Annotated in this window: 31 protein-coding genes, 1 tRNA gene and 2 pseudogenes; 32 read left to right on the forward strand and 2 right to left on the reverse strand. The window is 58.7% G+C overall.

The annotated features are described in order from the left end of the window. The first annotated feature begins 30 nt into the window (after window positions 1-30). The 28 genes and pseudogenes from rplB to BBKW_RS01930 all read left to right on the forward strand — a co-directional run. Window positions 31-861, forward strand: a complete 831-nt coding sequence (rplB, locus tag BBKW_RS01795; RefSeq protein WP_003835999.1) for a 50S ribosomal protein L2 — start codon at window positions 31-33, stop codon at window positions 859-861. A gap of 15 nt (window positions 862-876) precedes the next feature. Then, window positions 877-1,155, forward strand: a complete 279-nt coding sequence (gene rpsS, locus BBKW_RS01800; protein WP_003808025.1) for a 30S ribosomal protein S19 — start codon at window positions 877-879, stop codon at window positions 1,153-1,155. A gap of 16 nt (window positions 1,156-1,171) precedes the next feature. Next, complete coding sequence (rplV, locus tag BBKW_RS01805) at window positions 1,172-1,531, forward strand: 50S ribosomal protein L22 (RefSeq protein ID WP_003808026.1); 360 nt, start codon at window positions 1,172-1,174, stop codon at window positions 1,529-1,531. Window positions 1,532-1,533: 2 nt separating this feature from the next. Continuing rightward, window positions 1,534-2,337, forward strand: a complete 804-nt coding sequence (rpsC, locus tag BBKW_RS01810; RefSeq protein ID WP_033500841.1) for a 30S ribosomal protein S3 — start codon at window positions 1,534-1,536, stop codon at window positions 2,335-2,337. An 8-nt stretch (window positions 2,338-2,345) separates the two neighbouring features. After that, window positions 2,346-2,765 carry a 50S ribosomal protein L16 gene (rplP, locus tag BBKW_RS01815; RefSeq protein ID WP_003835996.1) on the forward strand — a complete coding sequence of 140 codons (420 nt, stop codon included), beginning with the start codon at window positions 2,346-2,348 and terminating at the stop codon, window positions 2,763-2,765. Next, window positions 2,765-3,022 carry a 50S ribosomal protein L29 gene (gene rpmC, locus BBKW_RS01820; RefSeq protein ID WP_003835994.1) on the forward strand — a complete coding sequence of 86 codons (258 nt, stop codon included), beginning with the start codon at window positions 2,765-2,767 and terminating at the stop codon, window positions 3,020-3,022. The genes rplP and rpmC overlap by 1 nt, the downstream gene beginning before the upstream one ends. Then, window positions 3,022-3,282 (forward strand): 30S ribosomal protein S17, encoded by a 261-nt coding sequence (gene rpsQ / locus BBKW_RS01825; protein WP_003808036.1) that lies wholly within the window; start codon window positions 3,022-3,024, stop codon window positions 3,280-3,282. Before rpmC ends, rpsQ begins: the two co-directional genes overlap by 1 nt. A 91-nt stretch (window positions 3,283-3,373) precedes the next feature. After that, window positions 3,374-3,742, forward strand: coding sequence for a 50S ribosomal protein L14 (gene rplN / locus BBKW_RS01830; RefSeq protein ID WP_003808038.1), 369 nt, complete (start codon window positions 3,374-3,376; stop codon window positions 3,740-3,742). A gap of 1 nt (window position 3,743) precedes the next feature. After that, window positions 3,744-4,079, forward strand: coding sequence for a 50S ribosomal protein L24 (rplX, locus tag BBKW_RS01835; protein WP_003808040.1), 336 nt, complete (start codon window positions 3,744-3,746; stop codon window positions 4,077-4,079). Continuing rightward, a complete protein-coding gene (gene rplE, locus BBKW_RS01840; RefSeq protein ID WP_003835992.1) occupies window positions 4,076-4,648 on the forward strand; it encodes a 50S ribosomal protein L5 in 573 nt (190 codons plus the stop codon). The genes rplX and rplE overlap by 4 nt, the downstream gene beginning before the upstream one ends. Before the next feature lies 1 nt (window position 4,649). After that, window positions 4,650-4,835 (forward strand): type Z 30S ribosomal protein S14, encoded by a 186-nt coding sequence (locus BBKW_RS01845; protein WP_003808046.1) that lies wholly within the window; start codon window positions 4,650-4,652, stop codon window positions 4,833-4,835. 84 nt (window positions 4,836-4,919) lie between these two features. Then, on the forward strand, window positions 4,920-5,318 hold the full coding sequence (rpsH, locus tag BBKW_RS01850) for a 30S ribosomal protein S8 (RefSeq protein WP_003808048.1): 399 nt from the start codon (window positions 4,920-4,922) through the stop codon (window positions 5,316-5,318). A 17-nt stretch (window positions 5,319-5,335) separates the two neighbouring features. Continuing rightward, entirely contained in the window at window positions 5,336-5,875 is a 540-nt protein-coding gene (gene rplF / locus BBKW_RS01855) for a 50S ribosomal protein L6 (RefSeq protein ID WP_003835990.1), read from the forward strand. Next, entirely contained in the window at window positions 5,875-6,246 is a 372-nt protein-coding gene (rplR, locus tag BBKW_RS01860; protein WP_033500842.1) for a 50S ribosomal protein L18, read from the forward strand. Before rplF ends, rplR begins: the two co-directional genes overlap by 1 nt. After that, complete coding sequence (rpsE, locus tag BBKW_RS01865) at window positions 6,243-6,968, forward strand: 30S ribosomal protein S5 (protein ID WP_003835987.1); 726 nt, start codon at window positions 6,243-6,245, stop codon at window positions 6,966-6,968. Before rplR ends, rpsE begins: the two co-directional genes overlap by 4 nt. Continuing rightward, entirely contained in the window at window positions 6,965-7,150 is a 186-nt protein-coding gene (rpmD, locus tag BBKW_RS01870) for a 50S ribosomal protein L30 (RefSeq protein WP_171842402.1), read from the forward strand. Before rpsE ends, rpmD begins: the two co-directional genes overlap by 4 nt. A 2-nt stretch (window positions 7,151-7,152) precedes the next feature. After that, entirely contained in the window at window positions 7,153-7,599 is a 447-nt protein-coding gene (rplO, locus tag BBKW_RS01875) for a 50S ribosomal protein L15 (protein WP_003835984.1), read from the forward strand. A 236-nt stretch (window positions 7,600-7,835) separates the two neighbouring features. Next, complete coding sequence (gene secY / locus BBKW_RS01880; RefSeq protein WP_003835983.1) at window positions 7,836-9,173, forward strand: preprotein translocase subunit SecY; 1,338 nt, start codon at window positions 7,836-7,838, stop codon at window positions 9,171-9,173. Between the two features lie 108 nt (window positions 9,174-9,281). Beyond that, entirely contained in the window at window positions 9,282-9,842 is a 561-nt protein-coding gene (locus BBKW_RS01885; protein WP_004220017.1) for an adenylate kinase, read from the forward strand. 187 nt (window positions 9,843-10,029) lie between these two features. After that, window positions 10,030-10,248 (forward strand): translation initiation factor IF-1, encoded by a 219-nt coding sequence (infA, locus tag BBKW_RS01890; protein WP_003808114.1) that lies wholly within the window; start codon window positions 10,030-10,032, stop codon window positions 10,246-10,248. Between the two features lie 22 nt (window positions 10,249-10,270). Next, complete coding sequence (rpmJ, locus tag BBKW_RS01895; RefSeq protein ID WP_003808136.1) at window positions 10,271-10,384, forward strand: 50S ribosomal protein L36; 114 nt, start codon at window positions 10,271-10,273, stop codon at window positions 10,382-10,384. A gap of 136 nt (window positions 10,385-10,520) precedes the next feature. Then, a complete protein-coding gene (rpsM, locus tag BBKW_RS01900; RefSeq protein ID WP_003808138.1) occupies window positions 10,521-10,898 on the forward strand; it encodes a 30S ribosomal protein S13 in 378 nt (125 codons plus the stop codon). Window positions 10,899-10,982: 84 nt separating this feature from the next. Further along, window positions 10,983-11,381 (forward strand): 30S ribosomal protein S11, encoded by a 399-nt coding sequence (gene rpsK / locus BBKW_RS01905; RefSeq protein ID WP_003808141.1) that lies wholly within the window; start codon window positions 10,983-10,985, stop codon window positions 11,379-11,381. Between the two features lie 80 nt (window positions 11,382-11,461). After that, window positions 11,462-12,460: a DNA-directed RNA polymerase subunit alpha gene (locus BBKW_RS01910; RefSeq protein WP_003835980.1), complete on the forward strand. Its 999-nt coding sequence runs from the start codon at window positions 11,462-11,464 to the stop codon at window positions 12,458-12,460. Between the two features lie 88 nt (window positions 12,461-12,548). Continuing rightward, window positions 12,549-13,031 carry a 50S ribosomal protein L17 gene (gene rplQ, locus BBKW_RS01915; RefSeq protein WP_033500843.1) on the forward strand — a complete coding sequence of 161 codons (483 nt, stop codon included), beginning with the start codon at window positions 12,549-12,551 and terminating at the stop codon, window positions 13,029-13,031. Window positions 13,032-13,133: 102 nt separating this feature from the next. Next, window positions 13,134-14,054 carry a tRNA pseudouridine(38-40) synthase TruA gene (gene truA, locus BBKW_RS01920; protein ID WP_033500844.1) on the forward strand — a complete coding sequence of 307 codons (921 nt, stop codon included), beginning with the start codon at window positions 13,134-13,136 and terminating at the stop codon, window positions 14,052-14,054. Window positions 14,055-14,150: 96 nt separating this feature from the next. Further along, a pseudogene (locus BBKW_RS10035) lies at window positions 14,151-14,456 on the forward strand (circularly permuted type 2 ATP-grasp protein); the annotation flags it as partial. Then, window positions 14,446-14,715: pseudogene (locus BBKW_RS01930) on the forward strand (transglutaminase domain-containing protein); the annotation flags it as partial. The pseudogenes BBKW_RS10035 and BBKW_RS01930, both read left to right, overlap by 11 nt. A 44-nt stretch (window positions 14,716-14,759) precedes the next feature. On the opposite strand, the gene BBKW_RS01935 reads toward BBKW_RS01930, so the two are convergent. Together BBKW_RS01935 and BBKW_RS01940 are read right to left on the reverse strand one after the other, a co-directional pair. Continuing rightward, window positions 14,760-14,845 (reverse strand) — tRNA-Ser (locus BBKW_RS01935). Window positions 14,846-15,042: 197 nt separating this feature from the next. Further along, entirely contained in the window at window positions 15,043-15,852 is an 810-nt protein-coding gene (locus BBKW_RS01940; protein ID WP_193786580.1) for a hypothetical protein, read from the reverse strand. Window positions 15,853-16,004: 152 nt separating this feature from the next. On the opposite strand from BBKW_RS01940, the gene nusA reads away from it, so the two are divergent. The 4 genes from nusA to truB all read left to right on the forward strand — a co-directional run bounded on the left by nusA (window position 16,005) and on the right by truB (window position 21,798). Next, window positions 16,005-17,057: a transcription termination factor NusA gene (nusA, locus tag BBKW_RS01945; RefSeq protein ID WP_003835972.1), complete on the forward strand. Its 1,053-nt coding sequence runs from the start codon at window positions 16,005-16,007 to the stop codon at window positions 17,055-17,057. 213 nt (window positions 17,058-17,270) lie between these two features. After that, entirely contained in the window at window positions 17,271-20,111 is a 2,841-nt protein-coding gene (gene infB, locus BBKW_RS01950) for a translation initiation factor IF-2 (protein WP_033500847.1), read from the forward strand. Between the two features lie 135 nt (window positions 20,112-20,246). Beyond that, window positions 20,247-20,750: a 30S ribosome-binding factor RbfA gene (gene rbfA, locus BBKW_RS01955; RefSeq protein ID WP_004220007.1), complete on the forward strand. Its 504-nt coding sequence runs from the start codon at window positions 20,247-20,249 to the stop codon at window positions 20,748-20,750. Beyond that, entirely contained in the window at window positions 20,734-21,798 is a 1,065-nt protein-coding gene (gene truB, locus BBKW_RS01960) for a tRNA pseudouridine(55) synthase TruB (protein WP_033500848.1), read from the forward strand. Before rbfA ends, truB begins: the two co-directional genes overlap by 17 nt. Window positions 21,799-21,825: the final 27 nt, after the last annotated feature.

Genomic DNA, 21,825 nt, shown 5'->3' on the forward strand with positions numbered 1-21,825 from the left:
GCCGAGAAAAGTTAAAGGAAGAACTAGATTATGGCTATCCGCGTTTATAAGCCGACGACTGCAGGCCGCCGTAACGCGTCCGTCTCGGACTTCTCCGAGCTTACGCGTTCTACGCCTGAGAAGTCGCTGGTTCGCAAACTCAGCAAGACTGGCGGTCGTAACTCCTACGGCCGTATGACCTCCCGCCATCGTGGCGGTGGTCACAAGCGCCAGTACCGTCTCATCGACTTCAAGCGTTGGGACAAGGACGGCGTGCCGGCAACGGTCGCTCACATCGAGTACGACCCGAACCGTTCCGCTCGTATCGCACTGCTGCACTACGCAGATGGTGAGAAGCGCTACATCATCGCTCCGGAAGGTATCAAGCAGGGTGACGTCATCGAGACCGGTGCCCAGGCTGATATCAAGCCGGGCAACAACCTGCCGCTGCGCAACATCCCGACTGGTACCGTGGTGCACGCGATTGAGCTCCGCCCGCTGGGTGGCGCCAAGATCGCTCGTTCCGCAGGTGCTTCCGTGCAGCTCGTCGCCAAGGATGGCGCTTACGCCCAGCTGCGTATGCCGTCCGGCGAAATCCGCAACGTGGATGCTCGCTGCCGCGCAACCGTTGGTGAGGTCGGCAACTCTGATCACGCCAACATCCAGCTCGGTAAGGCAGGTCGTGCACGTTGGATGGGCAAGCGCCCGATCACCCGTGGTGAATCCATGAACCCTGTCGATCACCCGCACGGCGGTCGTACCCGCGGTGGCAAGCCGCCGGTTTCTCCGTGGGGCAAGGGCGAGGTTCGTACCCGCCGTCCGAAGAAGGCTTCGAACAAGATGATTGTTCGTCGTCGCCCGAATGGTAAGAACCGTAAGTAAGGGAGTGTCGAGTAGATGACTCGTAGCATCAAGAAGGGCCCCTTCGTCGACGCCCACCTGCAGAAGAAAGTCGACGAGCAGAACGAGAAGGGTACGCACAACGTCATCAAGACGTGGTCCCGTCGTTCGATGATCACCCCTGATTTCATCGGACACACCTTCGCCGTTCACGATGGCCGCAAGCACGTTCCGGTGTTCGTCACCGAATCCATGGTTGGCCACAAGCTCGGTGAGTTCGCCCCGACCAAGACCTTCAAGGGTCATGTGAAGGACGACAAGAAGGCACGCCGCTAAAGGAGAGTAAGGACACATGGAAGCTAAAGCAATCGCTCGTCACGTCCGCGTGACGCCGCGCAAGGCTCGCCGTATGGTCGACCTCATCCGAGGCAAGAAGGCGACCGAAGCCATCACCATTCTGAAGTTCGCTCCGCAGGACGCATCCCTTCCGGTGCGTAAGGTCCTAGAGAGCGCCATCGCGAACGCTCGCGTGAAGGCCGACAAGGCCGGCGAACCGTTCCGTGAGAACGACCTGGTCGTGAAGGAGACCTATGTGGACGAAGGCGTGACGCTCAAGCGTTTCCGCGCTCGTGCACAGGGCCGTGCCGCTCGTATCAACAAGCGCACCAGCCACATCACGGTCGTCGTCGCTAACAAGGAAGGAAACCGCTAAAGATGGGTCAGAAGATCAATCCGTTTGGCTACCGCCTGGGAATCACTGAGAGCCATCGTTCCAAGTGGTTCTCCGATTCCAACAAGGTCGGCGAACGCTACCGCGACTTCGTTCTCGAAGATGACGTCATCCGCAAGGCCATGAGCAAGGATCTCGAGCGTGCGGGCGTGTCCCGTATCGTCATCGAGCGTACCCGCGACCGCGTGCGTGTGGACATCCATACCGCTCGCCCGGGCATCGTCATCGGCCGCCGTGGTGCTGAAGCTGAGCGCGTTCGCGCCAAGCTTGAGAAGCTCACCGGCAAGCAGGTCCAGCTCAACATCTTCGAAGTGAAGAACGCAGCACTGGACGCCCAGCTCGTCGCACAGGGCATCGCTGAGCAGCTCACCAACCGCGTGACCTTCCGTCGCGCGATGCGTAAGGCCCAGCAGGATGCCATGCGTGCAGGCGCCAAGGGTATTCGTATTAAGCTCTCCGGCCGCCTTGGTGGCGCCGAAATGAGCCGTTCCGAGTTCTATCGCGAGGGTCGCGTTCCGCTGCAGACCCTGCGCGCCCTCATCGATTACGGCTTCTTCGAAGCCAAGACCACTTACGGCCGTATCGGCGTGAAGGTCTGGATCTACAAGGGCGACATGACCGAGCGTGAGTTCGAAGAGCAGCAGGCACAGCAGGGCAACAACCGCCAGGGTCGCCGCGGCGATCGCCGTCCGCGTCGTGGCCAGCGCAATGCTGCTCCGCAGCAGAACGCAGCAGCAGAGGCTCCGGCCGCAGCTGAGGCACCTGCCGCAACGGAAACGAAGGAGTGAGCTGAGAAATGCTTATCCCAAAGAGAACCAAGTATCGTAAGCAGCACCGTCCGGTTCGCCGTGGCATGTCCAAGGGCGGAAACGAGATCGCATTCGGCGATTTCGGTATCCAGGCTCTGGCTCCAGCTTATGTGACCAACCGCCAGATCGAGGCCGCTCGTATTGCCATGACCCGCTACATCAAGCGTGGTGGCCGCGTGTGGATCACGATCTTCCCGGATCGTCCGCTGACCAAGAAGCCGCTTGGCACCCGAATGGGTTCCGGTAAGGGTACTCCGGAATTCTGGATCGCTAACGTCCACCCGGGTCGCGTTATGTTCGAGATCGGTGGCGTGTCCGAGGATGTCGCTCGCGAGGCTCTGCGCCGCGCAATCGACAAGCTCCCTATGAAGTGCCGTGTTATTGCTCGTGAAGGCGGTGACATCTGATGGCAGTCGGAACTGCAGACTACACCATGAAGAATCTGAACGAGAAGACCAACGAGGAGATCGAGGGCTTCCTCAAGAAGTCCAAGGAAGAGCTGTTCAACCTGCGCTTCCAGTCCGCGACCGGTCAGCTCGAAAACACCGCCCGCCTCAAGGCGGTCAAGCACGACATCGCCAGGATGTACACCGTCCTGCGCGAGCGTGAGCTCGGCATCAGCCAGGCCCCCGAGGCGACCGAAACGAAAGCTGAGGAGAAGTAATGGCTGAAGAGCGTAACTTCCGCAAGGTTCGTCGCGGTTACGTCGTGTCCGATAAGATGGACAAGACGATTTCCGTCGAGCTCGAGCAGCGTTCGACCCACCCGCTGTACGGCAAGGTCGTGCGTTCCACTCGTACGGTCAAGGTCCATGATGAACACAACGAGGCTCACATTGGCGACCTCGTGAGTATTATGGAGACTCGGCCCCTGAGCAAGACCAAGCGTTGGCGTCTCGATAGCATCATCGAGCGCGCTAAGTAAATAAGTTCGGCAAGGCTCCGTGAGTCACCCCGCCTGCTTCAAGCAGGCAGGCGGGGTGCTTGGGGAGAACCAGCTCGGCTAAGGAGAATCAATGATTCAGCAGGAAACGCGGCTTCATGTCGCCGACAACACGGGTGCGAAGGAACTCCTCGCCATCCGAGTGCTCGGCGGATCGAAGCGACGCTATGCCGGCATCGGCGACGTGATCGTCGCCTCCGTCAAGGACGCCATCCCTGGCGGGTCGGTCAAGAAGGGCGACGTCGTCAAGGCTGTCGTCGTCCGCACTGTCAAGGAGCACCGTCGTGTGGACGGCTCCTACATCAAGTTCGACGAGAACGCCGCCGTCATTCTCGGCTCTGGCCGTGAACCGAAGGGCACTCGTATCTTCGGACCGGTCGGTCGTGAACTGCGCGACAAGCGCTTCATGAAGATCGTGTCCCTCGCCCCGGAGGTGATCTGACATGGCAGCCAAGATTAAGAGCGGCGACCTGGTCAAGGTCATCCGCGGCAAGGATCGCGGCAAGGAAGGCACCGTCAAGCAGGTGCTCAAGGACGATCGTCTGATCGTTGAAGGCGTGCAGATCGTCAAGAAGCACGTTCGCGCCACGCAGCAGGGCCAGCAGGCCGGCATCGTGGCTGTCGAGGCTCCGATTCATCGCTCCAACGTGATGGTCATCGATCCGGAGACCAAGCAGCCGACCCGCGTGCGCATCGTCGAAAAGGAAGAGGCTCGCGACGGCAAGGTGAAGACCGTGCGTGTGCGTGTTGCCAAGAAGTCCGGAAAGGAGCTGGCATGACCGATACCACTGTCGAAGCGCCGGCAACTCCGCGCTTGAAGCAAAAGTATAACGAGCAGATCGTGCCGGAGCTGGAGAAGGAATTCCACTACTCCAACCCGATGCAGGTTGCTCGCGTCCAGAAGGTCGTCGTCTCCATGGGCGTTGGCGCCGCTGCTCGCGACTCCAAGCTCATCGAAGGCGCCGTCAAGGACCTCACCCTGATCACCGGCCAGAAGCCGAAGATCACCAAGGCCAAGAAGTCCGTCGCACAGTTCCACCTGCGTGAAGGCCAGGCCATCGGCGCTTACGTCACCCTGCGTGGCGAGCGCATGTGGGAGTTCCTGGATCGCCTTCTGACCATGGCTCTGCCGCGTATCCGCGATTTCCGTGGCATCAACGGCAACCAGTTCGACGGTCAGGGCAACTACAACTTTGGTCTCACCGAGCAGTCCATGTTCCACGAGATCGATCCGGATTCGATCGATCACCAGCGCGGTATGGACATCACCGTGGTGACCAGCACCAAGGACGACAAGGAAGCTCGCGTGCTCCTGAAGCATCTCGGCTTCCCCTTCAAGGAGAACTGATATGGCAAAAACCGCTCTTAAGAACAAGGCGGCCGCTAAGCCGAAGTTCAAGGTGCGCGCTTACACGCGTTGCCAGGTCTGCGGTCGTCCTCACTCCGTCTACCGCAAGTTCGGCCTTTGCCGCATCTGCCTTCGTGAGAAGGCCCACCGCGGCGAGCTGCCCGGCGTTACGAAGTCCAGTTGGTAAATAACGACGCTGAAGGTCCGCGGCCCAATCGCTGAAAAGCGTGCGGGCGGCGGAAACCACGGCGAGAAAGGGCAATAAGCCCAAATGACAATGACAGATCCGATCGCAGACATGCTTACGCGTCTGCGTAATGCGAGCGCGGCAAAGCACGAAACCGTGGATATGCCGTACTCCAAGTTCAAGGCGAACATCGCCGAGATTCTGAAGCGCGAAGGCTACATCAAGGACTTCACCGCTAAGGAAGCCAAGGTCGGCCAGACTCTCGAGGTCACCCTCAAGTATGGTCCGAACGGCGAGCGTTCCATCCAGGGCATCAAGCGCATCTCCAAGCCGGGCCTGCGTCGTTACGCAAAGTCCGATGCTCTGCCGATGCCGCTCGGTGGCCTTGGCATCGCAATCATCTCGACTAGCTCGGGACTGCTGACCCAGAAGGAATGCCTCGACCGAGGCATCGGCGGCGAAATCGTCGCTTTCGTTTGGTGAGAAAGGAGAGCTGAAACATGGCATCGCATATTGGTAAGCTCCCCGTCACCATTCCTGCTGGCGTGGAAGTTAAGATCGACGGTCAGTCCTTCACCGCCAAGGGCGTTAAGGGCACTGACTCCTACGAGATTCCGGAAGGCATCACCGCTCAGGTCGAAGGCAACGAGATCATCCTCGTCCCGGCTGACGATCTGCGCCCGACCCGTGCAAAGCACGGCCTGGCTCGTTCCATTGTGGCGAGCATGGTCAAGGGCGTGCACGAGGGCTATGCCAAGACCCTGGATATCGTTGGCACCGGTTACCGTGCTCAGGCGAAGGGTAAGGGTATCGAGTTCTCCCTCGGTTATTCCCACACCATCACCGTTGAGCCGCCGGAAGGCATCGAGTTCGAACTGCCGAACCCGAATCAGGTGATCGTCAAGGGTATCGACAAGCAGGCTGTCGGCCAGTGCGCCGCTAACATCCGCAAGCTTCGCGCTCCGGAACCCTACAAGGGCAAGGGCGTCAAGTACTCGGATGAACGCATCCTGCGCAAGGCTGGAAAGGCTGGTAAGTAATGAGCGTCCAGATTTTCGGTAAGGGCAAGAAGGCCGCGCTTCAGCGCCGTCACGCTCGTCTGCGCAAGCGTATCAGCGGTACCCCGGAGCTCCCGCGTCTGGTGGTTACCCGTTCCAACCGTCACATGGTTGCCCAGATCATCGACGACACCAAGGGCATTACCTTGGTGAGCGAATCCACTCTGATGAGCGATTTCGCTGGTTTTGAGGGCACCAAGACCGAAGCCGCCAAGAAGGTCGGCGAACTGATTGCCAAGAAGGCTCAGGACGCAGGCATCACCGCGGTTGTGTTCGATCGTGGCGGCAACAAGTATCATGGCCGCGTCGCAGCTGTCGCTGAAGGCGCCCGCGAGGGAGGTCTGGCACTGTGAGCGACAACGAAAAGGAAACCCAAGTGGCTGAAGAAACTCAGAACACTCAGGCTGCTGCTGAGGCTACCAACGAGGATCGCAAGTCCCGTCGTGGCCAGCGTGGTGAGGGTCGTCGTGGCGAGCGTCGCAACCGTCGTGAGGAATCTCACGAGAACGAGATGCTCGATCGCGTGGTGACCATCAACCGTGTGTCCAAGACCCACAAGGGTGGTCGTACGTTCAGCTTCGCCGCCCTCGTGGTGGTTGGCGACGGCAACGGCACCGTGGGCGTTGGCTACGGCAAGTCCCGTGAGGTCCCGGCTGCAATCGCCAAAGGCCAGCTGGATGCCAAGAAGCACATGTTCACTGTTCCGCGCGTCAAGGGCACCGTCACCCACCCGGTGATTGGTCATGATGCCGCAGGTACCGTGCTCCTGCGCCCGGCTGCTCCGGGTACCGGCGTTATCGCCGGCGGTGCAGTCCGCGCTGTCATGGAATGCGCTGGCATCACCGACGTCCTGACCAAGTCGATGGGCTCCGCCACCGCCGTCAACGTGGTGCGTGCAACTGTCGACGCTCTCAAGAAGCTCGAAGAGCCGGAAGAGATCGCAGCTCGTCGTGGCATGTCCCTCGAAGAGGTGGCTCCTGACTCCTTGCTGCGTGCTCGCGCCGAAGGCATCGCCGAGGCTCGTAAGGCCCGTGAAGAAGCACAGGCCAAGGCCGCTCAGAAGGACGGTGAGTGATGACTAACCTGAACATCAAGCTGCACCACGGTCTGGTGAACTCCACTCCGAAGCAGCGTGCTGCGGCTCAGACTCTGGGCCTGAACAAGATTGGCAAGACCGTGACTCGTGAGGACACCCCGGCCCTTCGTGGCCAGCTGCTGGTTCTCCGTCACTTGGTCACCGTTGAGGAGGCTGACTGATTATGGCAGATATTCTGCAGATGCATGACCTGAAGCCGGCTCCGGGCGCCAAGAAGGATCGCATTCGCGTCGGTCGTGGTGAAGGCTCCAAGGGTAAGACCTCGGGCCGTGGCGACAAGGGTACCAAGAAGCGCTATCAGGTTCGCCCGGGCTTCGAAGGTGGCCAGCTGCCGCTGTACATGCGCCTTCCGAAGCTGCGTGGCTTCAAGAGCCCGTTCAAGAAGGAATATCAGGTCGTCAACGTCGCAGCTCTTGCGGAACTGTTCCCGCAGGGTGGCGAGATTACCGTTGCCGATTTGGTTGCCAAGGGTGCCGTGCGTGACGGCTACCCGGTCAAGGTCCTGGGCGACGGCGAGGTTTCGGCTGCCTACACCATCAAGGGTGTCAAGGCTTCCGCTTCTGCCAAGTCCAAGATTGAGGCTGCCGGCGGCTCCATCTCCGAGGACTGATTCCACGGAATGTAGCTGACTTAAGCTCGTAAGTGAGGCTTCTCCCGCTGGGGCGGGGGAGGCCTCACTTCGTTTTTTCGGTCCAGTACGGGGATCGAAAAACAGTGCCCAGAGATCTAATGAAAACCGACAATGGAACACTCCATGTGTAGGTAGACGCCGTACGCTAGACTCGACCGGTAGAGTCTGTTTTTGCACGGGTGCGCCGGCGCGCACGTCGATGGAAGGAATCCCAGGTGAGGACGTTAATCCAGGCCTTGAAAACCAAGGAGTTGAGGAACAAGATCCTCTTCACTCTTGGTATCATCATCATTTATCGTATTGGTTCGTTCATTCCGACCCCAGGTGTCGACTACAAGGTGGTCCAGCAGTGCGTCGGCTCGATGAACAGCACCTCCGAGAACTTCATTGGTCTGGTGAACCTCTTCTCTGGCGGCGCAATGTTGCAGCTGTCGATCTTCGCGCTAGGCGTCATGCCGTACATCACGGCATCTATCGTCATCCAGCTGCTCCGCGTGGTCATTCCCCGCTTTGAGGCGCTGCATAAGGAAGGCCAGTCTGGTGAAGCCAAGCTGACCCAGTATACCCGTTACCTGACCATTGGCCTCGCTGTGCTGCAGTCCACCACCATTCTGGTGACCGCCCGCTCCGGTGCCCTGTTCAACTATCAGTGCTCCCAGGTCGTGCCTGACGGTTCCGTCTGGAACCTCGTGGTCATGGTGCTGATCATGACCGGTGGTACGGGCCTGATCATGTGGATGGCCGAATTGATCACCGATAAGGGTCTTGGCCAGGGTATGTCCATCCTTATCTTCATGTCCATCTGTTCCGGCTTCCTGCCGCAGTTGTGGGAGATCGGTTGGGGCACCAAAGGCACCGATGGCAATTGGGCGAAGTTCGCCGCGGTCGTCGGCGTACTGTTGGTTATCATGATCCTCGTCATCTACGTCGAGCTTTCCCAGCGTCGTATTCCGGTGCAGTACACCCGTCGTATGATTGGCCGCAAGATGTACGGCGGATCCTCTACCTATCTGCCGCTGAAGATCAATATGAGCGGCGTTATTCCGCCGATCTTCGCGTCCTCCATTCTGGCCATCCCGACCCTGATCGCACAGTTCGGCAAATCTGACCAGTCCTGGGTCAAGTGGATTAACTCCAACCTGGCCAACACCACTTCCGTGTGGTACATCGCACTGTACGCGTTGATGATCGTGTTCTTCTGCTTCTTCTACACGGAAATCACCTTCAACCCGGACGAGACCGCAGACAACATGAAGCAGTACGGCGGCTTCATTCCGGGAATCCGTGCAGGCAGCGCCACCAGCCGTTATCTGAGCTACGTGATGAACAGGCTCAACACCGTCGGTGCCGTGTATCTGCTATTCGTGGCGCTTATTCCGACCGTGCTCATCATGGCGCTTGACCTCAACACCAAGTTGCCGTTCGGCGGCACCACCATCCTGATCATCGCAGGCGTCGGCCTCGACACCCTGCGCCAGGCCAAGGCCCAGACCGAACAGTTCCAGTACGCTGGATTCCTGTTCGAGGGCACTGACCACAAGGAAGGCAAGTAAAGCCTCAAAATCGTGATACCGTTTCGACGTGAGGCGGTATCACGATTTTCATGTAACCAATCGAAAATCAGAAAGCCTCGAAAGAGGCCAAATGAAACGGAGAATAACATGCGACTGCTGATCATGGGACCTCAGGGCGTCGGCAAGGGCACCCAGGCTGCTCTGCTGAGCGAGCACTACGGTATTCCGGCGATCTCCACCGGCGATATCTTCCGCTACAACATTAAGAACAAGACCGAACTTGGCGTTGAGGCACTGAAATACATCGATAAAGGCGAACTGGTTCCTGACGAGCTGACCAACAAGATCGTCAAGGATCGCTTGGCCATGGACGATGCCAAGAACGGTTGGATTCTTGACGGCTACCCGCGCAACGCCTCCCAGGTCGAAGCACTGGACGCCATCCTCGCCGATCTGAACACTCCGCTGGACGCAGTGGTGGCTCTCGACGCCGACCATGACGTGCTTATGGAGCGCATGAAGAAGCGCGCCGAGATCGAAGGTCGCTCCGACGACACTCCGGAAGCAATTGCCAAGCGCCTCGACGTATACGCGAAGGAAACCGCTCCGTTGCTGACAACCTACGAAGAGCGTGGCCTGCTGAAGACCTTCAACGGCGTCGGTTCCGTCGAAGAGATCCAGTCCACCATCGTGGCTGAACTCGGCTGAAATAGCTGAGGATTGGGCTGATTCGAAGCATATGCATAGATAAGAAAGCCCAATAAAATACCACAGATCAATCGAAAACGGGAATTGCGACACGCCGAATGTGCCGTAATTCCCGTTTTCGTGTATTCTTGCAAGTTGGTGTGTCTTCGGGCACGCATAGTAATCGCCAAAGAACGGAACGAGGCTCATGGCTAAAGACGGTGTGATTGAAGTCGAAGGACAGGTAGTGGAAGCACTGCCGAACGCGATGTTCCGCGTTGAACTCGAGAACAAGCATATCGTGCTCGCAACCATCTCGGGCAAGATGAGGAAGAACTACATCCGCATTCTGCCACAGGATCGTGTTGTGCTTGAAATGAGCCCTTACGATCTGAACCGCGGCCGTATTACGTACCGTTACAAGTAAGGTACATAAGCAAAGGAAAACCATGAAGGTCAGCCCTAGTGTGAAGAGGATCTGCGAGAATTGCCGCGTGATCCGTCGTCACGGCCGCGTCATGGTGATCTGCGTCAACCCGCGCCACAAGCAGCGCCAGGGCTGAGAGTAGATCCAGCGGCACAATCAGTACAGGCGCTGAGTCACAGATCGCGCAAGCGATATGAACCCCGGGTACGCAGGCCCGGGCCGGGAAACCGGACGACTCGGTGCAAGACCTGCGGAAAACAGAAGGAATCGCAATGGCACGTCTTGCCGGAGTCGACATCCCCAATGAGAAGCGCATCGAGATCGCCCTCACCTACATCTTTGGTGTGGGTCGTACTCGTGCCAAGGAAACGCTTGCCGCGACCGGTATCAACCCGGATATTCGCGTCAAGGATCTGACGGATGAGCAGCTGATCACGCTGCGTGACTACCTCGAGGGTAACTACAAGATCGAGGGCGATCTGCGTCGTGAAATCGATGCGGATATCCGTCGTAAGATTCAGATCAACTGCTACCAAGGCCAGCGTCACCGTAAGGGACTTCCTGTGCGCGGTCAGCGCACCAAGACCAATGCACGTACCCGCAAGGGCCCGAAGCGTACGGTCGCCGGAAAGAAGAAGGCCACCAAGTAATCGGTGGCTGTCAGTTCAGACCACGAGACGTAAGTTTCATCGCCTGAACAACAAAGCAAATTCGTTATTAGGAAACGAGGGTCAATGGCAGCTCAAAAGCAAGCCGCGCGCAAGCCGCGTCGCCGCGACCGTAAGTCGGTCCCGGTTGGGCAGGCGCACATCAAGTCCACTTTCAACAACACCATCATTTCGATCACCGACCCGTCCGGCGCAGTTGTGTCCTGGGCGTCCGGTGGCGATGTCGGCTTCAAGGGCTCCCGCAAGTCCACGCCGTACGCCGCTGGCATGGCCGCTGAATCCGCAGCTCGCAAGGCTATGGAGCACGGTCTGAAGAAGGTCGACGTGTTCGTGAAGGGTCCGGGTTCCGGTCGTGAAACCGCTATCCGTTCCCTGCAGTCCGCCGGACTCGAAGTCGGTTCCATCACCGACGTCACCCCGCAGGCACACAACGGCGTTCGTCCTCCGAAGCGCCGTCGCGTCTGAGCACTAGAAGAAATCATCAATCCAACGCCGCTTATGGCCGGTGAGTGCACCACCGGCCTGAAGCTGAAAGGATAACCACAGTGCTTATCGCACAGCGTCCGACACTTACCGAGGAATCTCTCAACCCTCAGCGTTCCCGCTTCACCATCGAGCCTCTCGAGCCTGGTTTCGGTTACACGCTTGGCAACTCGCTGCGCCGCACCCTCCTGAGCTCCATCCCTGGAGCGGCTGTGACTTCGGTGCGTATCTCCGGCGTCCCGCACGAGTTCACCACTCTGCCGGGTGTTGAAGAGGACGTTACCGAGATCCTGCTGAACATCAAGGGCATCGTGCTCACCAGCGAATACGATGAGCCGGTTGTCATGTATCTGCGCAAGAGCGGCAAGGGCGAGGCCACCGCGGGTGACATCACCCCTCCGGCCGGCGTCACCATCGCCAACCCGGATATGCATATCGCAACCCTCGCGGAAGATGGCGAACTCGAAATCGAGTTCACCGTCGAGCGTGGTCGCGGCTATGTGCCTGCCCAGATGAACAAGCAGGATAACGCCGAGATCGGTCGTATTCCGGTCGACTCGATCTACTCCCCGGTGCTCAAGGTGAGCTATCGTGTGGAAGCCACCCGCGTTGAACAGCGCACTGACTTCGACAAGCTCATCCTGGACGTGGAGACCAAGCCGGCAATCTCCCCGCGCGATGCAGTCGCATCCGCAGGCTCCACCCTGGTGGAACTCTTCGGTCTGTGCCGTGAGCTTAACACCCAGGCTGAGGGCGTCGAGGTTGGACCTGCCCCGGTGGCAGAGGAAACCAACCCGGAGATGGCTGTTCCGATCGAGGATCTCAACCTCACCCAGCGCAGCTACAACTGCCTGAAGCGTGAAGGCATCCACACGATTGGCGAGCTGGTCGCCCACACTGAGCAGGATCTGCTCGACATCCGCAATTTCGGTATGAAGTCCATCGACGAAGTCAAGGAAAAGCTCCAGTCCTTGGGTCTGGCTCTCAAGGCTTCCCCGCTGGGCAACTTCGATACCAACAACCTCGAAGGTGGCACCTTCTTCTCGCCGGAAGACGAGTGATTCGCCGCCTTTGACCTAACCGCTTCGTTGGATTCGGATGTTCGGGCGATTGCCCACCTGAATCCAACGGGGCTTTCAAGGAGAAACAATGCCTACACCAAAGAAGGGTCCGCGTCTGGCCTCCAGCCCGGCTCATGAGCGTCTTATGCTCGCGAACATGGCTACCAGCCTGTTCCAGCGCGGCCGCATCACCACCACCCTGCCGAAGGCTAAGCGCCTTCGTCCGCTGGCTGAGCGCCTGATCACGCTCGCCAAGCGTGGTGATCTGCACAGCCGTCGTCGCGTGATGCGTGTCATCCGCAACAAGTCCGTTGTGCACAAGCTGTTCACCGAGATCGCCGAGCAGATGGAGCAGCGTGAAGGTGGCTACACCCGCATCGTCAAGATCGCTCCGCGTCGTGGCGATGCCGCTCCGGCAGCCATCATCGAGCTCGTCACCGAGCCGGTGAGCCCGAAGCAGGCCGTGGTCAAGGAAGCCGAAGCTGCAACCAAGGTTGCCGCTGAAGAAGCTCCGGTTGTCGAAGAGGCACCGGTTGAGGCTCCGGAAGCCACCGCAGAGAACGCCGAGTGATTGGCATCAAGCAGGCTTGACTAGCTGATGAAAAGGCTGGGAATCGAAAGGTTCCCAGCCTTTTTGTTATGCGTTGTCATGTGTTGTTATGCGCCTTTTGTTATGCTCATTGCCGTGAGATTACGTATCGACTTGGCATATGACGGCACCGATTTTTACGGATGGGCGAAACAGCCTGACATGCGCACCGTGCAGGGGGAAATCGAACGTGTGCTGCATACCATTCTGCGCGTGCCGGAAGGCGACGACAACGATCCGCTGCGCCTGACCGTCGCAGGTCGTACTGATACCGGTGTGCACGCGTCGCACCAGGTTTGCCATCTCGATATCAATGAGGAGACGCTTGCACGTTGCGTCGGGCATATGCAGGTCGAACCGGTGATGGCGTTGACGCGACGACTGCAACGCATGCTGCCGAACGATATCGCCATTCGTTCCATCAAAGAGGCTCCTGAAGGATTCGACGCGCGCTTCTCCGCGTTGGAACGCACTTACGTATATCGTATTGCCGACCGATCAAGCGAAATCGATCCACGTATCAGAAATAGTGTGCTGCATATCGACGATAATCTTGACATCGACGCCATGAACAAGGCTGCTGAAATGACAATCGGTTTGCATGATTTCGGCTCGTTCGCAACTCCCAATCCAGAAGGAACCACCATACGAGAGGTCAAAACCGCGTATTGGAGGCGCATACCGCAGCATCCGCTTATCGACGACGGAGCCACCATGGGGGAGCGGTATCGAACGCCCGCCTTGGAGTCGGGACTGCTCTGCTTCACCATCGTCGCCGACGCATTCGCACGCAATATGGTGCGTTCGTTGGTTAACGGTTGCGTACAGGTCGGTATCGGTAAACGTTCCTTGGATTGGTTCGCCGGAAAAATGGCGACGCCGTTGCGTGAAGGCAGCACTGGCCCGATCGCTCCGCAAGGATTGACGCTCGAACATATCGAATATCCGGAAGACGACCAGTTGGCGATTCGTGCCGAAGCGATTCGTGCAAAACGTACTTTGTAAGAGCACATACTGTACAGTTGCACAGAAGACCGCGCTATACAATCGCACCAAATAGCGTATCGCAAGGCTACATCACGCAATCGCAAGAAAAACGGAAAAACGAGATATAACCGCGATTACCCTCGTCTGCTGCACAAGTCCATGGATTTCGTCTCCACGGAAGGCATTGTTGTGGTGCTGACGCCAAGGCGATATGATTCCGCGTTTTTCGAGCATGCCTATTTGTCGGAGAAAACCGGTGCCGCGCTGGCGTTCCCGGAAGATCTCGAAGTGGTTGACAACAAGGTGTATTTCCTTGATTATGCGGGCAAAAGACATCGCGTGGGCGTGGTCTACCGTCGCTTGTCGGACGAATATCTCGATCCGTTCGCATTCAATCCGGATTCCGTAATCGGTGTGCCGCCATGTTGGTCTCACCGCGCGTTATATCGCCGGATTGTTGGGTGGAGAGGGTGCCACGCACACTTGGGTGGAGGTGTACCACAACGAGCGTTGGATTGGGCTTGATCCGACACACAACCGTATGGTCGACGACAACTACATCACCATCGCGCACGGCCGTGATTACCGTGACTGCATGCTCGACACCGGTATTTTCTCCGGTTGCAACGTGCAACAGCATCAGTGGGTGAACGCTTCCGTGCACGAACAGGAGCTGTAAGCAATAAAAAAACCGAAGCGTCGTTGCTCCGGTTTTTCTACTTGCGGATAAGGCGAGATTCGAACTCGCGGAGGGGTTTGCCCTCACACGCTTTCGAGGCGTGCTCCTTAGACCGCTCGGACACTTATCCATTGCGCCGCTTGAAAACAAGCAACTTGATTATTCTGCCACAGCTTTGGCGATTGTCAAATTCAGCTATGAGATTTTTGCGATGTCTGCGATTGTTCGGCGTGTCTTAGCTGCATGGATGATGCGTTACGTTGTCAGGCTCGTGGTTGCGCAGGTATCGCGTAGGTTGTTGTATGAACTGGCGTGTGTTGGTGTGCGCTATTCGAACAATGCTTCGTCGAATGATGGATAGCCCCAAGTGAGAGCCAGGTCCACACGGTCGGCGATCATGCTGGTAAGTATGCCCAGAGACTGTTGCCTTGAATCATCTGAAGAGTTTTCTGCGGTCGTGCGGGGTTGCGCCGAGTCGTTCGTCGAATTCGAACTTGATGTGACGGCTGCGATTTCGCTGCGCGCGCAATTCATTTCAATGACGGCGTCGGTCGGTGCGAACAATCCAGTTGCGGAATCCACAATAGTATCGGGATGGGCGAGCAATTGCGCGACATCATAGGTTTTCGCACGGGTATCTTCAGCTCCAGAGAAGGAAATCAGCCGCTGCGAAGTTGTTTTATGACGATCGCTGATATCGAGCGTCGCATGTCCGATGGAACGTGCCGCGAAAACCCCCATTGCGAATCCGGCCTGATCTTCCGCAACGGACATGGCGGAAAGCGAATCCGCGTCAATATCAAACGAATCGATGCCGTCGCAACGTGACAGCGTGGGCTGTGCGATGTTGATCGTAAGTTGCGCCGCCATCAAACGGGCGGTGTGACGGGCCTGCGCGCTGCGCAACGTGCCGTCGGCGAACCGTGCAGGGCAGTAAGCTGCGGTGTTTGCCCAATCTGAAACCGCCTCCTGCGCGGCAAGATAGCGCATAATGATATGGCGTGACCTGTCTGCCATGATGTCGGCGTTGGCGGTCGCGTCGGCATACGCCTTCTCGCAAGGACTTGGCTGCAGTTCAGCCTCGGCGCGGCCCGCGATTCGGGGTGCGGAGCAAGCAGTCAGAGACGCTACAAGCACGCCTATGCATGCCAAGACGCAGACGCGTCTTGAGGTCGACGAGACCGAAGGGAAAAGAGGGGAACGTGTCTGCATGAAACATTAGACTAATAGCTGACTGTGACCATTGGGCCGAGCGCTCGGAATAACTTCATATAGGAGGTCTTGGAAGTATGGAACTGGACCTGGCAGGAATGCACCAGCTCGCAGCTGGGCAGGGAATCGATCCCGAGACGCTGGATGCCGCACTCTCGGAAGCATTACGACTGGCATATCTGAAAACGCCGCACGCGGCGAAACATGCTCGTGTGGAGCTTGATCCGCGTGCCGGAAGCTTTACCGTTTGGGCTCAGGACGAGATTCCGGTCGAACCGACCGAGGATAATCCGCACCCTGCGCCGACTCTGGGCGAGGAATACGATGACACTCCGCGTGACTTTGGCCGCTTGGCCGCAGCCACCGCACGTCAGGTGATCAGCCAGCTGTTCCGCAAGGCCGAGGACGACAAGGTGTTCGGCGCGTTCTCAGGACAGAAAGGTAAGCTGATCACCGGTATCGTGCAGCAGGACGTGAAGGACACCTCCAATGTGCACGTGGCCGTTGGCGATGTCGAGGCGTTGCTGCCCCGTCGTGAGCAGGTGCCGGGAGAACGCTACCGCCACGGTGAGCGCATCCGCGTATATGTGGTGAATGTTGCACGTGGTCTCAAGGGCCCGGAAATCGTAGTGTCCCGCTCCCATCCGGAGCTGGTTCGCCGCCTGTTCGAGCGTGAGGTTCCGGAACTGGTTTCCGGCGCCGTGTCGATTATGGCCATTGCGCGTGAGGCCGGTGCCCGCACCAAGATCGCGGTGCGAGCCAACACCGAAGGCGTTAATCCGAAGGGTGCCCTGATCGGCCCCGGCGGCGCTCGTGTGCGTGCGGTGATGGAGAATCTCGGACCGGAAAAGATCGATATCGTCGACTGGTCTGCCGATCCGGCGAAGTTCGTCGCCGCGGCGCTGTCTCCGGCGGTCGCCACCGGTGTGCAGGTGATCAGCGAGAAGAACCAGACCGCAATCGCCTTCATCCATGATGATCAGCTGTCTCTTGCCATCGGCAAGGAAGGCCAGAACGCACGCTTGGCCGCCAAGCTGACTGGATGGAAGATCGGTATCGAATCCGCCGAGGCACACGCCAAGAAGATGGCAGAAGCGCAGGCTTCGACCAGTGAGGAAACTGCCGAATAACCAACACTTTCAGCAACGGCAAGCCCGTGGGCGTTCAATCCACGGGCTTGAGTATGCTGGACTCGATAATCCAAAGCGTGGGGGTTCATGCCGTCATGCCCAGGGAAAAGACGAGGTATCACGAACATGGTTGCACGATGAGAAGGAACAAGCTCGCCGTGAATCAGTAGCGGTCGCGCTCGTATGCGCGCGGCCCAAGATAGGAGAAATTGAGTGCCGAAAGCACGCGTATATGAACTTGCCAAGGAACTTGGCGTTGACAGCAAGACTGTTTTGAACAAACTTGAGGCGATGGGCGAATTCGTGAAGTCTGCATCGTCTACCGTTGAACCTCCGGTTGCCCGTAAGCTGAGGAATGCTTTCGCTTCCAACGCGCAGAGCAACGCATCTGAATCCAAGAAGCCTGCGGCCCCGGCCAAGAAGTCGGTTGCCCCAGCGGCTTCGCCCACTCCTGCGCCTCGCGCCACTCCTGCTGCTCCTGCGGCATCCGCGGCAAAGCCTGCCGCTCCAAAGCCGGCACGTCCTGCAGCATCCAAGTCCGAAGCCCCGAAGCCCGGCCAGCGCATGCCTCGTCCGGGTGATTCCCGCCAGCATGGCAATCGCGCCAACGGTAACACTCCGCGTCCGCAGGGCGAACGCCGTCAGGGCGGCAAGTCGGCTCCGGTTCCGGGACCTCGCGCACAGCGCAACAATACCAATGCTCCGCAGGGCGGCAATGGCAACAATGCCGCCAATGGTGCGAAGCCGCACACTCCGGGTCCGCGTCCGGGCAACAATCCGTTCAGCCGCAAGCAGGGCATGCGTACCCCGACACCGGGTGACATTCCGCGTCCGCATCCGATGAACCGTCCGAGCGCCAACAACAATGGCGAAGGCCGTCGTAGCGGCCGCCCGGGTCAGGGTGGCGGCCAGCGTGGTGGTTTCCGCGGTCGTCCGGGTCAGGGCACCGGTGCGAAGCCGGGCCAGTGGGGCCAGCATCGTCCGGGTCAGGGTGGCGGTCAGCGCCCTGCAGGCGGTGGCAACCGTTTCGGTGGCGGTTCCAATACCAATGGTGGCGGTTTCCAGGGTGGCAATAGCGCTCCGGGCAACGGTCCGGCACGCGGCGGCGGTCGCGGTCGCGGCGGTGCTGCAGGCGCATTCGGACGTCAGGGCGGCAAGTCCTCGAAGGCCCGTAAGAATCGTCTGGCAAAGCGTCAGGAATTCCAGGAGATGAAGGCCCCGGTCATCGGCGGTGTGCGCATTCCTACCGGCAACGGCCAGACCGTTCGCCTGCGTCAGGGTGCATCCCTCGCCGATTTGGCCGAAAAGATCAATGTCAATCCGGCTGCTTTGGTCACTGTGCTCTTCCATCTTGGTGAGATGGCCACGGCAACCCAGTCCTTGGACGAGTCCACCTTCCAGATTCTCGGCGAGGAAATCGGCTGGGATATCAAGATCGTGTCTGCCGAAGAGGAAGACAAGGAGCTGCTGCAGCAGTTCGACATCGACTTGGATGAGGAAGAGCTGCAGGAGGATGAGGACCTGAAGCCGCGTCCGCCGGTCGTTACCGTGATGGGCCATGTCGATCACGGTAAGACCCGACTGCTCGACACCATTCGCCGTACCAACGTCATCGCACGTGAAGCCGGTGGCATCACCCAGCGTATCGGTGCATATCAGGTGACCGTCGATCTTGAGGGCGAACCGCGTAAGATCACGTTCCTTGATACCCCAGGCCATGAAGCCTTCACCGCCATGCGTGCCCGTGGCGCCGAGCTCACCGACGTCGCGATTCTCGTGGTCGCGGCAGATGACGGCGTAATGCCGCAGACCGTGGAAGCCATCAACCACGCGCAGGCGGCCAACGTGCCGATCGTGGTGGCCGTCAATAAGATCGATAAGCAGGGAGCGAACCCCGACAAGGTCCGCGGCCAGCTCACTGAATACGGTCTCGTGCCGGAAGAATACGGTGGCAGCACCATGTTCGTTGACATTTCCGCCAAGCAGGGCACCAATGTCGACAAGCTGCTCGAAGCCGTGCTTCTTACCGCCGATGCTGAGCTTGATCTGCGTGCTAACCCGGATATGGACGCTCGCGGTGCCACCGTGGAAGCTCGACTTGACAAGGGTCGTGGTGCCGTGGCGACCGTGCTTGTTCAGTCCGGTACGCTGCACATCGGCGACTCCATCGTCGCTGGCACCTCCTACGGACGCGTCCGCGCCATGCTTGACGAGAACGGCAACCACATGAAGGAAGCCGCGCCGTCCACTCCGGTGCAGGTGCTTGGCTTGACCTCCGTGCCGACCGCAGGCGACCTGTTCCTGGTGGCCTCCGACGACCGTACCGCACGCCAGATTGCCGAGAAGCGTCAGGCCACTGAGCGTGCCGCTCAGCTGGCCAAACGTCGTAAGGTCGTGTCTCTGGAAAGCCTCAAGGAGCAGTTCGCCAAGTCCGAAGTCGACATGCTCAACATCGTCATCAAGGGCGATTCCTCCGGTTCTGTCGAAGCGCTGGAAGATTCCTTGATGAAGATCGAAGTGTCCGACGAGGTCGGCATCCAGGTGATCCACCGTGGCGTCGGCGCCATCACCCAGAATGACGTCAACCTGGCTACCGTCGACAAGGCCGTCATCATCGGCTTCAACGTTCGCCCGAACCGTCAGGTGGCGGATCTGGCCGAACGCGAAGGCGTGGAAATCAAGTACTACTCGATCATCTACAAGGCCATCGAAGACATCGAGGCATCCCTCAAGGGCATGCTCAAGCCGGAATTCGAAGAGGTCGTTACTTCCCACTCCGAGATCCGCGAGATCTTCCGTTCCTCCAAGTTCGGCAACATCGCGGGTGTCATGGTGCAAGACGGCGAAGTCAAGCGCGGTACGAAGTGCCGTATTCTGCGCAACGGTATCGCAACCGTCAACGATCTCGAGATTTCCTCGCTGCGTCGTTTCAAGGACGACGTCACTTCCGTCAAGGAAGGTTACGAAGCGGGTATCAACCTCGGTTCGTTCAACGATATCGAGCTTGGCGATATTATCGAGACCTTCGAAATGCAGGAAATCGAACGTAAGTAGTCGATTGATTCGAACCAGCGATCGATAACAGGAAAGGAACGCCCACAGCTGACATACGGCTGCGGGCGTTCCGCGATACAACAAGAACTTATTTCAAAAACTAAGCTGATACATTCATCTGATTGAAGGACGATAATGGCAGGAACCAATCCTCGCGCCGCACGTATCGCGGCGTTGATCCAACGTGTGATCGCATCCTCCATGGAGGCGCAGCTGCACGACAAGCGTCTCGCAAACGTGACCATCACCGAAGTGCGTGTGACCAACGATCTGCAGATTGCCAAGGTCTACTGGACCCAGCTTGGCCGTGAAGGCCACGAGCAGGGCGAGCGTCGCCGCGCACAGCAGGCGTTGAACCAAGCCAAGGGCCGTCTGCGTTCCCTCGTGGGCACTAAAGCCGGCCTGCGCCTGACTCCGCAGCTCGAATTCGTGTTTGACGAGGTGCCGGGCGAAGCACATGAAATCGAAGATATTCTCGCCATCGCGCGCAAGCGTGACGAAGAGCTCGCCAAAACCCGCAAAACCGCGCAGTATGCGGGCGAAGCCGATCCGTACAAGCATCCGGAAGAGGATGACGACGATGATTTCGACGATGACGACGTCGAAGTCGAAGATTGGGACGATGACGAAGAAGCCTGAACATTCCGGTCTGCTGGTCATCGACAAGCCGCAGGGCGTCACCAGCCATGACGTGGTCGCGGCCGTACGCGGCGCCCTGCATATGAAACGAGTCGGGCATGCGGGCACGCTCGATCCGATGGCCACCGGCGTGCTGGTGGTCGGATTCGGCAATGCCACGCGACTGCTCAACTACATTGTCGACCATAACAAAACGTACGAGGCCACCATTCGCCTTGGGCAGCGCACTACCACGGACGATGCCGAAGGCGAGTTGCTGCCGGGGGAGTGGGCAGCGAGCTTTCCCTCACGTCAAGCTGTGGAACAGCTGATCGCAGAACGGTTTACCGGGCGCATCGAACAGGTACCGAACGTCTACTCCGCCATTAAGGTCAACGGTCAGCGCGCCTATGATCTAGCGCGCGAAGGTAAGGATGTGGAACTTAAGGCACGTCCTGTGACCATCGAAGAGTTCAACGTACGGCAGGTGCGTTACGGCTACACGCATAGCGATCGTGCCGGCGTGGAACTTGTTGGCGCAGTCGTGGCCGAGAAGGCAAGCGATGGATGGATTGCCAACATTGCACCGCATGAAGACATGCAGCCCGTTATGGAACTCGACGTGACCGTGACTTGTTCCGCAGGCACCTACATTCGCGCGCTCGCACGCGATCTGGGCGAGGAACTCGGGTTGGGAGGCCACCTGACGATGTTGCGGCGCACGCGCGTCGGCAGATTCTCAGTGAATATGCCCAACGTCATGAGCGCCCACGCTGAATCCAAAACATTCACCAATCGTGAAGGCATGGAAGTGACGCGCAATCGTGCGGTGCTTGACGATGCCGATCATGCGCTCGATCATGCGCTCGATCCCGTGGCCAGCGCCGCGGCTTCCATGAGTATGCTGGCCGTTAGCGAGCAAGAGGCGGCCGACTTGCGTTTCGGACGCAGAATCGCGCATGACGTACGTACGACCACGGCGGCGTACGTTGAGGAAACCAACGATTTGGTCGCTATCCTCGAACGTGCGAAACGCGGTGAGGCCAAACCGGTCGCGGTATTCAACTGAACCATCCAATCAGACTACAGATACGAA

The organism is Bifidobacterium catenulatum subsp. kashiwanohense JCM 15439 = DSM 21854 (assembly GCF_001042615.1).
GTDB lineage: Bacteria > Actinomycetota > Actinomycetes > Actinomycetales > Bifidobacteriaceae > Bifidobacterium > Bifidobacterium catenulatum.